Origin of the sequence: Nonomuraea fuscirosea, from assembly GCF_003001935.1 — a bacterium.
Classification (GTDB): Bacteria; Actinomycetota; Actinomycetes; order Streptosporangiales; family Streptosporangiaceae; genus Nonomuraea; species Nonomuraea fuscirosea.
This window is the reverse complement of record NZ_PVNG01000012.1, coordinates 249,789-261,758: the sequence shown is the minus strand read 5'-3', so window position 1 is coordinate 261,758 and position 11,970 is coordinate 249,789. Positions and strand designations below refer to the sequence as shown.

10 protein-coding genes are annotated in these 11,970 nt (G+C 68.8%); 7 read left to right on the top strand and 3 right to left on the bottom strand.

Annotation, left to right across the window (positions count from 1 at the left end; genetic code table 11):
• Positions 1 to 139 precede the first annotated feature (139 nt).
• On the bottom strand, positions 140 to 2,830 hold the full coding sequence (polA, locus tag B0I32_RS27745) for a DNA polymerase I (protein ID WP_181307846.1): 2,691 nt from the start codon (positions 2,828 to 2,830) through the stop codon (positions 140 to 142).
• Between the two features lie 143 nt (positions 2,831 to 2,973).
• Between polA and B0I32_RS27740 the strand changes: the two genes are divergently transcribed.
• From B0I32_RS27740 to B0I32_RS27715, 6 genes are all read left to right on the top strand, one after another.
• The gene (locus B0I32_RS27740; RefSeq protein WP_106244926.1) at positions 2,974 to 3,318 is read left to right on the top strand and encodes a PaaI family thioesterase; all 345 of its coding nucleotides are present in this window, start codon (positions 2,974 to 2,976) and stop codon (positions 3,316 to 3,318) included.
• Positions 3,319 to 3,750: 432 nt separating this feature from the next.
• Positions 3,751 to 5,037 carry a branched-chain amino acid ABC transporter permease gene (locus B0I32_RS27735; RefSeq protein ID WP_245956066.1) on the top strand — a complete coding sequence of 429 codons (1,287 nt, stop codon included), beginning with the start codon at positions 3,751 to 3,753 and terminating at the stop codon, positions 5,035 to 5,037.
• 11 nt (positions 5,038 to 5,048) lie between these two features.
• Positions 5,049 to 6,035, top strand: a complete 987-nt coding sequence (locus tag B0I32_RS27730; RefSeq protein ID WP_106244727.1) for a branched-chain amino acid ABC transporter permease — start codon at positions 5,049 to 5,051, stop codon at positions 6,033 to 6,035.
• Positions 6,036 to 6,039: 4 nt separating this feature from the next.
• Entirely contained in the window at positions 6,040 to 6,963 is a 924-nt protein-coding gene (locus B0I32_RS27725; RefSeq protein WP_245956079.1) for an ABC transporter ATP-binding protein, read from the top strand.
• On the top strand, positions 6,960 to 7,751 hold the full coding sequence (locus B0I32_RS27720) for an ABC transporter ATP-binding protein (RefSeq protein WP_106244724.1): 792 nt from the start codon (positions 6,960 to 6,962) through the stop codon (positions 7,749 to 7,751). The genes B0I32_RS27725 and B0I32_RS27720 overlap by 4 nt, the downstream gene beginning before the upstream one ends.
• Before the next feature lie 88 nt (positions 7,752 to 7,839).
• A complete protein-coding gene (locus tag B0I32_RS27715; RefSeq protein ID WP_146178338.1) occupies positions 7,840 to 8,241 on the top strand; it encodes a hypothetical protein in 402 nt (133 codons plus the stop codon).
• Between the two features lie 75 nt (positions 8,242 to 8,316).
• On the opposite strand, the gene B0I32_RS27710 is transcribed toward B0I32_RS27715, so the two are convergent.
• The gene (locus B0I32_RS27710) at positions 8,317 to 9,612 is read right to left on the bottom strand and encodes an ABC transporter substrate-binding protein (protein ID WP_106244721.1); all 1,296 of its coding nucleotides are present in this window, start codon (positions 9,610 to 9,612) and stop codon (positions 8,317 to 8,319) included.
• Between the two features lie 352 nt (positions 9,613 to 9,964).
• On the opposite strand from B0I32_RS27710, the gene B0I32_RS27705 reads away from it, so the two are divergent.
• Complete coding sequence (locus tag B0I32_RS27705) at positions 9,965 to 10,654, top strand: hypothetical protein (protein ID WP_106244720.1); 690 nt, start codon at positions 9,965 to 9,967, stop codon at positions 10,652 to 10,654.
• Here B0I32_RS27705 and B0I32_RS27700 read toward each other — a convergent pair.
• Positions 10,651 to 11,952, bottom strand: coding sequence for an ABC transporter substrate-binding protein (locus B0I32_RS27700; protein ID WP_106244718.1), 1,302 nt, complete (start codon positions 11,950 to 11,952; stop codon positions 10,651 to 10,653). The genes B0I32_RS27705 and B0I32_RS27700 overlap by 4 nt on opposite strands.
• Positions 11,953 to 11,970: the final 18 nt, after the last annotated feature.

Here is an 11,970-nt window from a genome sequence, read left to right as displayed (position 1 = left end):
CACAGAACTCCCGGCCGATCGGTGAAATCCGCTCCAGACTAGTGCAGAAGCCGCGCGCCGGCCCGCCCTGCCGCGGCGGCCGTCCGCTTCCGGCCCGCCGCGGCCGGCCGGAAGCGGCTCAGCGGCCCGCCGAGCCGGCTCAGTGGCCCGCGTCCTCCCACGTACGGCCGACGCCCACGGAGACCTCCAGCGGCACCCGCAGCGTGTACGCGGCGTTCATCTGGTCGCGGACGAGCTGCCTGAGCCGCTCCAGCTCGCCCGGCGCCACCTCGAACACGAGCTCGTCGTGCACCTGCAGCAGCATCCGGGAGGCCAGCCCCTCCTCGCCGAGCGCCTGGCGCACGTTGAGCATGGCGACCTTGATGATGTCGGCGGCCGAACCCTGGATCGGCGCGTTGAGCGCCATCCGCTCGGCCATCTCCCGCCGCTGGCGGTTGTCGCTGGTGAGGTCGGGCAGGTAGCGGCGGCGGCCCATGATCGTCTCGGTGTAGCCGTCGGTGCGCGCCTGGGAGACGATGGCGTGCAGGAAGTCGCGTACGCCGCCGAACTCCTGGAAGTATTCCTCCTTCAGCGCCCGCGCCTCGGCCACCGGGATGTTGAGCTGCCCGGACAGCCCGAAGTCGGACAGCCCGTAGGCCAGGCCGTAGTTCATCGCCTTGATCCGGGCCCGCAGCTCGCCGTCGATCTGCTCGGGCGGCAGGTCGAAGACGCGGGCGGCGGTGGCCTGGTGGAAGTCGTGGCCGGACTCGAACGCGGCGATCAGCGACTCGTCGCCGGACAGGTGGGCCATGATGCGCAGCTCGATCTGGCTGTAGTCGGCGGTCAGCAGCGTCTCGTATCCCTCGCCGACGGTGAAGCCCTGCCGGATGCGGCGGCCCTCGGCGGTGCGGATCGGGATGTTCTGCAGGTTGGGCTTCTCCGACGACAGCCGGCCCGTGGCGGCGATGATCTGGTTGAACGTGGTGTGGATGCGCCCGTCGTCGGAGATCTCCTTGATCAGGCCCTCGACGGTGGTGCGCAGCTTCTGCTGGTCGCGGTGCCGCAGCATGATCGTCGGCAGCTCGTGCTCGGTCTGGGCGGCCAGCCAGGCGAGCTGGTCGGCGTCGGTGCTGTAGCCGGTCTTGATCTTCTTGGTCTTGGGCAGGTTGAGCCGGGTGAACAGGATCTCCTGCAGCTGCTTGGGCGAGCCCAGGTTGAACTGCTCGCCGACCGAGCGGTGGGCCTCCTCCACGGCGTGCTTGACCGCGGCGCCGAACTCGGCCTCCAGGCCGGTGAAGTAGGAGCTGTCGACGGCGATGCCGGCGCGCTCCATCTCGGCCAGCACCGACAGCAGCGGCAGCTCCACGTCGGCCAGCAGCTGGGTGCCGCCGCGCCCGGCCAGGAAGGCCTCCAGGCTCTCGGCCAGCTCGCGCACGGCGTGGGCGCGCAGCGCGAGGTCCTTGGCGGGGGCGTCCTCGTCGTCGCCGAACAGCGCGGCCTGCCCGCTCGGCTCCTCCTCGGCCCGCAGGTCGCGGTGGAGGTAGCGGCGGGCGAGGTCTTCGAGGGCGAACGTGCGCTGCCCCGGCATCGCGAGGTAGGCGGCCAGCGCGGTGTCACAGCTCAGCCCGCGCAGCTCCATGCCCTGCGCCCAGAGGGCCAGGATGGGCCCCTTGGCGTCGTGGACGGCCTTGGCCTTGGTGTCGTCGCCCAGCCAGGCGCGCAGGGCCGCCTCGTCGGCCTCGGTGAGCTTGACGGGGTCGATGTAGGCGGCGGTGCCGTCGGGCGAGGCGACGGCGATGCCGTCGACGCGGCCGGTGCCGCTGCCGTAGGCGCCCTTGAAGGCGAGCCCGGCGCGGCCCTCGGGCAGGGCCGCCAGCCAGCCCTGGACCCGGTCGGGGCCGAGCAGCACGGTCTCGACCTCGAAGCCCTGCTCGGGCTCCTGCTCGCCGGTGCCGAGCACCTTGAACACCCGCTCGCGCAGCTCGCCGCGGATCTGCAGGGTGTCGAACAGCTTGTTGATCTCCTCGCGCTCCCAGGCGCCCTGGACGAGGTCGCCCAGCTCCACCTCCACCGGGACGTCGCGCAGCAGCTCGGTCAGCCGCCGGTTCATCAGCACCTGGGCGACGTGCTCGCGCAGCTTGTCGCCGACCTTGCCCTTGACCTCGTCGACGCGGTCGACGAGCGCGGTCAGCGAGCCGAACTCGCGCACCCACTTGGCCGCGGTCTTCTCCCCCACGCTGGGGATGCTGAGCAGGTTGTCGCTGGGGTCGCCGCGCAGGGCGGCGAAGTCGGGGTATTGCGCGGGGGTGAGGCCGTATTTCTCCTCGACCGCCTCGGGCGTGAAGCGGGTCATGTCGCTGATGCCGCGCCGGGTCATCAGCACGGTGACGTGCTCGTCGACCAGTTGCAGCGCGTCGCGGTCGCCGGTGACGATGAGGACGTCCATCCCCTCGCCGGCGGCGCGGGTGGCCAGCGTGGCGATGAGGTCGTCGGCCTCGAAGCCGGCCTTGGACAGGTGCGGCACGCGCAGCGTGTCGAGCAGCTCGTAGATGAGCTGCATCTGGCCGCGGAAGTCCTCGGGCGTCTCGCTCCTGTTGGCCTTGTAGTCGGCGTATTCCTCGTGGCGGAACGTCGGCTCCGACCGGTCGAAGGCCACCGCGACGTGCGTGGGCCGCTCGTCGCGCAGGATGTTGGTCAGCATCGAGGTGAACCCGTAGACCGCCTCGGTGTGCTGACCGTCGGTGGTCATCAGGTTGGCGTCCTTGAGCGCGTAGAACGCGCGATAGGCCAGGGAATGCCCGTCAAGCAGCAGCAGGCACGGGCGGCTGGGGGTCACTTCACTCTTCGGCACGTACGCAGCCTAGTCTGCGTCTGCGACAGAAAACCTGAGCTCGAAAGAGTGGAGGCGTCCCCTTGACGCAGACCGACCCCTTGAACCATCCGCTCGACGCCTCCCTGTTCAACGGCCTGCACGAGGGCACGCTGGCCGACCGGATGGGCATCGAGTTCCTCGAGGCCGGCCCCGAGCGGGTCGTGGGCCGGATGCCGGTCGAGGGCAACACCCAGCCGTACGGGCTGCTGCACGGCGGAGCCTCGGCGGTGCTGGCCGAGACGCTGGGCTCGGTGGGCGCGGCCGTGCACGCCGGTCCCGGCCGCATCGCCGTCGGCATCGAGCTGAACGCCACCCATCACCGCTCGGCGACCTCGGGCCACGTCACGGGGATCGCGACCAGGCTGCACGGCGGCCGCACCCTGGCGACGTACGACATCGAGATCTCCGACGAGCAGGGGCGGCGGGTCTGCACCGCGCGGCTCACGTGCATGTTGCGTGACCGCTGACCCTTACGTCACTTTCACCGACCCTTTGCGCATGCCCCCCGCGGGTCGCTACGGTTGTTGCACCAGAGCCCGCGGGGAGGCTTAGTAGAAAACGTGTCCGGCCCCGCGTACGCGGGAGGTCTTCCGCGCACGTCGAGGGATGAGACCGGACACGGCCCCAAAGGCCACCCCGCGGGCTCGTCGCGTGCTCCCGCGATCGTTACCGATTCGTTCCGTCGAAGCGCCAGGCGTCAAGCCCGATTTAGCCCCTGACCTGGCTCGTTGTTTGCTCACATCAGTGACACACACATGTCTCTAATTGGTGACGAACGATACTGAAACGGGCGACACCAGAATAGGCTCCCGCCATTGCATCCCAGTTGTGCCTGCGATGCGCGCGTGTCGAGATGGAGGGGCACAACCCCGCCTTGACTTACTTTCGAGGGAGCACCATTGCGCAGAGCCGTGATCGCGTTCACGGCCTTCCTGGGTGGACTCATCTTCCTGCTGGCCGTACCCGCCCATGCGGATCCGGCCGACTGCCAGGGACTGAGGGGAACACTCAAACTCCAAGGCCAGCCAGTGAACGGCGCCAAGATCTCTGTCACCACCGAAGGCGGACAACCCGTCGAGGAGGTAACGAGTAACGCACAAGGCACGTGGGACGTTCAGGTCGACGAACCGGGCAAGTACAAGGTCACCCTGGATCCGAGCAGCCTGCCGGCCGACTCCGAGGTCCGCGGCGGCAGCAACGTCCGCACGCCGACCGTCTACGAGGGCAACTGCTCCACCGTGCTGTTCGCGCTGCAGCCCAAGGCCGCCCCCGGGGCGGCCCCCGAGGACACCGGGCAGAGCACGTTCTGGGAGCAGGCGGCCCAGCTGACCTTCGAGGGCGTCAACCTCGGCCTGATCATCGCCCTCGGCGCGCTCGGCCTGTCGCTCATCTACGGCACGACCGGCCTGACCAACTTCGCCCACGGCGAGCTGATCACGCTCGGAGCCGTCATCGCCTACGCCTTCAACGTCGGGTTCGGCCTCCAGCTCATCCCGGCGGCGATCATCGCGATCATCGTCTCGGGCGCCCTCGGCTACGGGCAGGACCGGCTGTTCTGGGGCCAGCTGCGCAAACGCGGCACCGGCACCATCGCCATGATGATCATCTCGATCGGCATGGCGATCCTGCTGCGCAACCTCATTCAGTTCTTCTTCGGCGCGCAGAACGACAGCTACACCGACTACAACACCCAGGCCGGCATCGAGATCGGCCCGATCAGCGCCGCGCCCAAGAACCTCTGGGCCATCGGCATCGAGCTCGCGGTCCTGATCGTCGTGGGCATCGCCCTGATGAAGACCCGCACCGGCAAGGCGGCGCGCGCCGTGGCCGACAACCCGGCCCTGGCCGCCTCCTCCGGCATCAACGTCGACCGCATCATCCGCATCATCTGGGCCTCGGGCTCCGCCATCGCCGCGCTGGCCGGCATCATGCTCGGCCTGTCGCAGTCGCTGAAGTTCACCATGGGCCAGGACATCCTGCTGCTCATCTTCGCGGGCGTCACGCTCGGCGGGCTCGGCACGGCCTTCGGCGCCCTGGTCGGCTCGCTCGTGGTCGGCATCTTCATCCAGGTGTCCACCCTGTGGGTGCCGCCCGAGCTGAAGTCCGTCGGCGCGCTGGCCGTGCTGATCATCGTGCTTCTCTTCAGGCCGCAGGGCATCCTGGGCCGCCGCGAGCGGATCGGGTGACGGGGGTAACCATGGACTGGCTCACGATCATCACCACCACCGTCCACGCCGCCATCGGCTGGGAGTCCGTCGTCTACGGCCTGGCCGCGATCGGCGTCAACATCCACTTCGGCTACACCGGCCTGCTCAACTTCGGCCAGGCCGCGTTCATGGCCGTGGCCGGTTACGGCCTCGCCGTCGCCGTCACCGTCATGAACCTGCCGTTCTGGATGGGCATCGTGATCGGCCTGGCGGCCGCCGCGATCCTGGCGCTGCTGCTGGGCATCCCGACGCTGCAGCTGCGCGCCGACTATCTGGCGATCGTCACCATCGCCGCCGCCGAGATCGTCCGGCTCGTCTTCCGCTCGGTGTACTTCAAGGACATCTTCGGCGGCTCCGACGGCCGGCGCGGCTTCACCGGCGACTTCTACGCGATGAACCCGTTCCCGCCCGGCCACTACGGCATCGGCCCGTTCGGCTTCGACGAGCGCGTCATCTGGTTCCTCGCCGTCGGCTGGAGCGTGGTGCTGCTCAGCTGTCTCGTCGTCTACCTGCTGATGAAGAGCCCGTGGGGCCGCGTGCTCAAGGCCATCCGCGAGGACGAGGACGCCGTACGCGCCCTGGGTAAGAACGTGTTCTCGTACAAGATGCAGTCGCTCATGCTGGGCGGCATCATCGGCTGCCTGGCCGGCTTCTTCTACGGCCTCTACAACGGCGCCGTGCAGCCCGACATCTTCGGCACCGAGATGACCTTCTTCGCCTACACGATCGTCATCCTCGGTGGCGCCGCCCGCGTCTTCGGGCCCGTCGTCGGCGCGATGATCTTCTGGGTGCTGTTCGTCTTCGTCGGCAACACCCTCGCGGAGCTGGTCCGCAACGGGTTCATCCCGTTCATGACCACCACCCAGGTAGGCCCCATCCGGTACGCCCTGGTCGGTCTCGGATTCATCCTGTTGCTGGTCATCCGGCCACAGGGCATCTTCGGGGACAAGAGGGAGATCGCCATCAATGCCCGATGACACGATGACCACCAGCCGGAAGGCGTCCGCGCTGGCCGCGTTCAAGGACATGCCGCGCGAGCCGGGCGTGCCCAAGCCCGACCCCATCCTCGTGGTGGACAAGGTCGTGCGCCGCTTCGGCGGCCTGACCGCCGTCGACGTGGACCACGTCGAGATCCAGCGGGGCTCCATCACCGCGCTGATCGGTCCCAACGGGGCGGGCAAGACCACCTTCTTCAACCAGCTCACCGGCTTCGACACGGCCGACGCCGGCGCGTGGACGTTCAACGGCCGGGCCATGAACGGCGTCCCCGCGCACAAGGTCGCCAGGAACGGCATGGTGCGCACGTTCCAGCTCACCAAGGCGCTGTCGCGCCTGACGGTGCTGGAGAACATGCGCCTGGGCGCCCAGAAGCAGAAGGGCGAGAGCTTCTGGCGGGCGATGATCCCCGCCTTCTGGCGCGGCCAGGAGGACGAGATCACCGAGCGGGCCGAGGAACTGCTCGTCCGCTTCAAGCTGGACGCCAAGCGCGAGGACTTCGCCGGGTCGCTGTCCGGCGGCCAGCGCAAGCTGCTGGAGATGGCCCGCGCGCTCATGGTCGAGCCCGAGCTGGTCATGCTCGACGAGCCCATGGCGGGCGTCAACCCGGCCCTGACGCAGTCGCTGCTCGGCCACGTCAAGGACCTGCGCGAGCAGGGCATGACGGTGCTGTTCGTGGAGCACGACATGGACATGGTCCGCGACATCAGCGACTGGGTGATCGTCATGGCCCAGGGCACCGTCATCGCCGAGGGCCCGCCCTCGACGATCATGTCGGACGAGCGCGTGATCGACGCCTACCTGGGCGCCCACCACGACGCTCCGCTGTCGGACACCGAGCTGGAGTCTCAGCTGCACGAGGCCGAGGCGGCTCTGGAGGCCGAAATCGAGGAGGAGACGCAGAAGTGAACGCCGAAGAGCCGGCCGAGTCGAAGGCGGCCATCACCGACCGCTCCGCCCACCTGGCCGGGGCCGAGGACGCGGTGCTGCGCTGCGACGAGCTGATCGCCGGCTACCTGCCGGGCGTCAACATCCTCAACGGCTCCGACCTGTACGTGAAGCAGGCCGAGCTGATCGGCATCATCGGCCCCAACGGCGCCGGCAAGTCGACCCTGCTCAAGGCCATGTTCGGCCTGGTCAACATCCGCAGCGGCAAGGTCCTGCTCAAGGGCGAGGACATCACGAACATGAAGGCCCACTCGCTGGTCTCACGCGGCGTCGGCTACGTGCCGCAGACCAACAACGTCTTCCCCAGCCTCACCATCGAGGAGAACCTCGAGATGGGCGCCTTCCAGGTGCCGGGGAAGTTCAAGGAGCGCTTCGAGTTCGTGGCCGAGCTGTTCCCCGCGCTCGCGGAGCGGCGCAAGCAGCGCGCCGGCTCCCTGTCCGGCGGTGAGCGGCAGATGGTGGCCATGGCCAGGGCCCTGATGACGGAGCCGTCGGTGCTGCTGCTCGACGAGCCGTCGGCGGGCCTGTCGCCCAAACTGCAGGACCTGGTGTTCATCCAGGCCCAGCAGATCAACAAGGCCGGTGTGACGGTGATCATGGTGGAGCAGAACGCGCGGCGCTGCCTGCAGATCTGCCACCGCGGCTACGTGCTCGACCAGGGCCGCAACGCCTACACCGGGACCGGGCAGCAGCTCGCCAACGACCCCAAGGTCATCCAGCTCTACCTCGGGACGCTCGCCAAGGCATGACGGGACGCGGCGTCCGTACGTAACGAAACGGTCGAGAAGGCGAAGGGGCTCCTCCCGGGGAGCCCCTTCGCTGTTTTTAATACGCGATGTGAAACGTTTGGCGACAGTCGCGCTCATACTGCCCGTCCTGCTCGTCGGGTGCCAGGACGACGCCTCCTCGGCCGCGAAGTTCAGCACCGGCGGCGACCCCACCGACAGCCCGTGCGCCCGCGTGGTCTCCTCCATCGGGTACGCGGGCCTCATGCTGGAGCCGGCCGGCCGGGAGGAGCGGCAGACGTTCGAGGACGCCCTGACGGGCCGCCTGGCGGAGGTGCACGGCACGACGCTGGAGTTCGGCCCCAGGCTGCCGGACTCGCTCCAGGAGGCCGTGGAGGCCGTCAGGACGACCACTGAGGGCCTGTCGAAGAACGACGTGCCCAGGGAGCGGCGGGTGGCGCTGCTGAAGCGCTACCGGCAGGCGGCGGACCGGATCGTGGCCGGCTGCCGCTGAGCCCCCGCGGGAAGCGCACGCGAAAGGGGCCCGGTCGCGGACGACCGGGCCCCTGCCGTGCTGACCTGTGACCGACTAGCCGGCGATGTTGCCGGTGCGGTACTCCAGCGCCTTGGTGGCGTACTTGTTGTCGTCGCCGTACTGGTAGATGCCGATGGTGGCGACGGCCGGGTCACCGGCCTCGTTGAACTCGACCGGGCCGCTGACGCCCTCGTAGTCGATGTCCTTGCCGGCCTTCAGCAGGTCGACGCAGGCCTTGAAGCTGGTGCACTTCTCGCCGCCCTTGCTGACCTCGGCCAGCTTCGCCGCGATGTCGACGCCCGCGTCGCTCTTGGCGGCCTCGGCGGCCAGGGCGATCAGGTTGGCCGCGTCGTAGGACTCGGGGGCGTAGCTGAAGTCCTCGAGGTCCTTGTTGACCGACAGCAACTTCTTCTGGAACTCCTCCGGAGCCGCGGCGCCGGGGATGGTGCCCTTGACGCCGTCGAGCGTGCCCTTGGGCATCTTGATGTAGTTCGTGTTGGACGTGTTGCCGTCCACCATGTACCACTTGTGCTTGTCGGCGGGCAGGCCCTGCTTGACCAGCTCCTGGACGACCTTGGCCGTCTCCTCGAACCCGATGAGCACGATGCCCTTCGGGTTCTTGGCCTTGAGCTTGGCGACGTCGGCGGAGAAGTCGGCCGCCTTCGGGTCGTAGTCGACGCGCTCGACCACTTCGGCGCCGCCGTCGGTGACGGTCTTCTGGACCTGGTCGGCCAGGCCGGTGCCGTAGGAGTCCTGCATCGCCATGATGCCGACCGTGTCGTTGCCGTCGGCCACCACGAGGTCACCAAGCACACGCCCCTGCAGCTTGTCCGGCGGCGAGGTGCGGAAGTACAGGCCCTTGTCAGCGATGGTGGTGAACTTGTCGGAGGTGTTGGCCGGCGAGAAGTGCACCACACCGGCGCCCGTGATCTTGTCGATCACCGACTCCGACACCGACGAGGAGGCGGCGCCGATGATGGCGTCGGCCTTCTGCGCCAGCAGCTTGTCCACCGACTGCGAGGCGATGTTGGTCGTCGTGTCGCCCGAGTCGGTGTCGAACTTGGCCACCGGCTTGCCGAGCACGCCGCCGGCCTCGTTGATCTCCTTGAGAGCCAGGTCGACACCCGCGAACTCGGGCGGGCCGAGGAATGCCAGCGAACCGGTCTGGGGCAGCAGCGTGCCGAGGGTGAGCGTGCCGTCCCCCTGCGCCGCGGGCGCGGACGAGGCCGGCGCGGCGCTCTGGGACGTTTGCGTGGCGGTGTCGCCGCCGCCACCGCCGCAGGCTGTCAGGGCGAGGCTCGTGGCGGCCACGACAGCCAGCGCCCGTCCCACGGGAGCAATGCGGATCATGAAGTGTCTCCTTCAATCCAGGCCGGGATCCGTCAGCACCGCCGAGCGTTCCCGATCGAATGACGGAAACGTACAAAATGGTGAAGGACTGTAACTAGGTCCCCGTGGGAACTGTCGGCACTTGGATGCGGAGTCGTAATCACTCCTCAACTTACGGACCTGCGCAAGGACGCCTAATGTGCGACAGGTGAAGCGCATTAAGCCCCTCCTGGCGCTGACCGTCCTCGCCGCCGGTTGCGGTTCCGCCCAGGGGACCACTCCCCCGCCGTCGCCGCCACCGGCCGGACCGCCCGCCGGCGTATCCGTCTCCTTGGCCCAATGGCGTTCCGACGAGCCGGCGCACGCGCTTCAAGTGGCTGTCCGAAATACGAGTGAAACGCCCGTTTATTTCGCTGATGTCCAGCTTGTCACGGAGTCCTTCAGGACCCTCCCGCCGCGACGGGCCGACGCCGTCATCGGCAAGACCGAGCGGACCGACCTGCCCATCCCGTACGGCGCCGCCACCTGCTCCCCCGGCGCCCTGCCCGAGGTCCGCCCCGCCACCGTCGTGGCCCACGTCGCCACCGGCTCCGAGCCGCCGCACAAGGTCGTCTTCGACGTGCCGCACCCCGACCCTCTCCTGGCCAGACTGCTGCGCGACGAATGCTCCGAATTCCTCATCAAGCAGGCGGCCAGCATCGAGTTCGGCCCGGACTGGAAGCAGTCGGGCAAGGTCATGCGCGGGAGCCTCGTGGTCACCAGGCGCGGTCCCGGCGAGGTCTCGCTGAACGACATGGGCGGCACCACCCACTACATCGCCACGCCCCGCAGCAGGCCCATGGGCCTGCTGAAAGCCGGCGCGCGGCGGCTGGAGGCGCCGGTCGAGCTCACCCCCGGCCGGTGCGACCCGCACGCGTTCGCCGAGGCCAAGAAGGCCTTCCAGTTCCCGGTGCGGGCCGCCGTCGACGGCGGGCAGGAGCGCGTGGTCATCGTCACGCCGCCCAGGCCGCTGCAGGACCGGCTCATCGCCTACGCGATGGCCGCCTGCGGGCTCGGCTCCTAGCCCTCGATGTTGCCGGTACGGTACTCCAGCGCCTTGCCGGGGTACTTGTTGTCGTCGCCGTACTCGTAGACGCCGATCGTGGCCACGGCCGGGTCACCGGCCTCGTTGAACTCGATCGGGCCGCTGACACCGTCGTAGTCGATGTCCTTGCCCGCCTTCAGCAGGTCGGCGCACTCCTTGAAGCTCTTGCACTTCTCGCCGCCCTTGCTCACCTCCGGCAGCTTGGCCGCGATCGACTTGCCGGTGTCGTCCTTGGCCGCCTCCGCGGCCAGCGCGATCAGGTTCGTCGCGTCGTACGACTCGGCGGCGTAGGTGAAGTCGTCGAGCTCGGGATTGAGCTCCAGCAGCTTCTTCCTGAACGCGTCGGGAGCCTCGGCGCCGGGGATCGTGCCCTTGACGCCCTTGAGCGTGCCCTTGGGCATCTTCAGGTAGTTGGTGTTCGACATGTTGCCGTCCACCATGTACCACTTGTGCTTGTCCGCGGTCAGGCCCTGCTTGACCAGCTCCGCGACGACCTTGGCGCCCTCCTCGAAACCGATCAGCACGATCGCCTTCGGGTTCTTGGCCTTGATCTTGGCGACGTCGGCGGAGAACTCGGCCGCCTTCGGGTCGTAGTCCACCCGCTCCACGACGCTCGCGCCGGCCTCCTCGGCCGTCTTGGTGACCTGGTCGGCCAGGCCCGAGCCGTAGGAGTCCTGCATCGCCATGATGCCGATGGTGTCGTTGCCGTCGGCCGCGATCAGGTCGCCCAGCACCCGGCCCTGCAGCTTGTCCGGCGGCGCCGTACGGAAGTACAGGCCGTTGTCGCTGATCGTGCTGAACTTGTCGGAGGTGTTGGCCGGCGAGAACTGCACGACGCCCGCGCCCGTGATCTTGTCGATGATCGACTCCGACACCGACGAGGAGGCGGCGCCGATGATGGCGTCGGCCTTCTGCGCCAGCAGCTTGTCCACCGACTGCGAGGCGATGTTCGTGGTCGTGTCACCGGAGTCCGTGTGCTGCTTCTCGACCGGCTTGCCGAGCACGCCCCCGGCCTCGTTGATCTCCTTGACGGCCTGGTCGACCCCCGCGAACTCGGGCGGGCCGAGGAAGGCCAGCGAACCGGTCTGGGGCAGCACCGTGCCGATGGTCAGCGTGCCGTCGCCCGCAGCCGCCGGGGCCGAGGAGGCCGCCGTGGACGGCGCGGCGGTGCCTGACTGCTCGGCGGCCGTGTCGCCGCCACCACCACAGGCCGTCAGGGCCAGGCTCGCCGCGGCCGCGACGGCCAGCAAGCGCCCCGCTGGAGCAATGCGCATCATGAAAGAGACTCCCCCTAT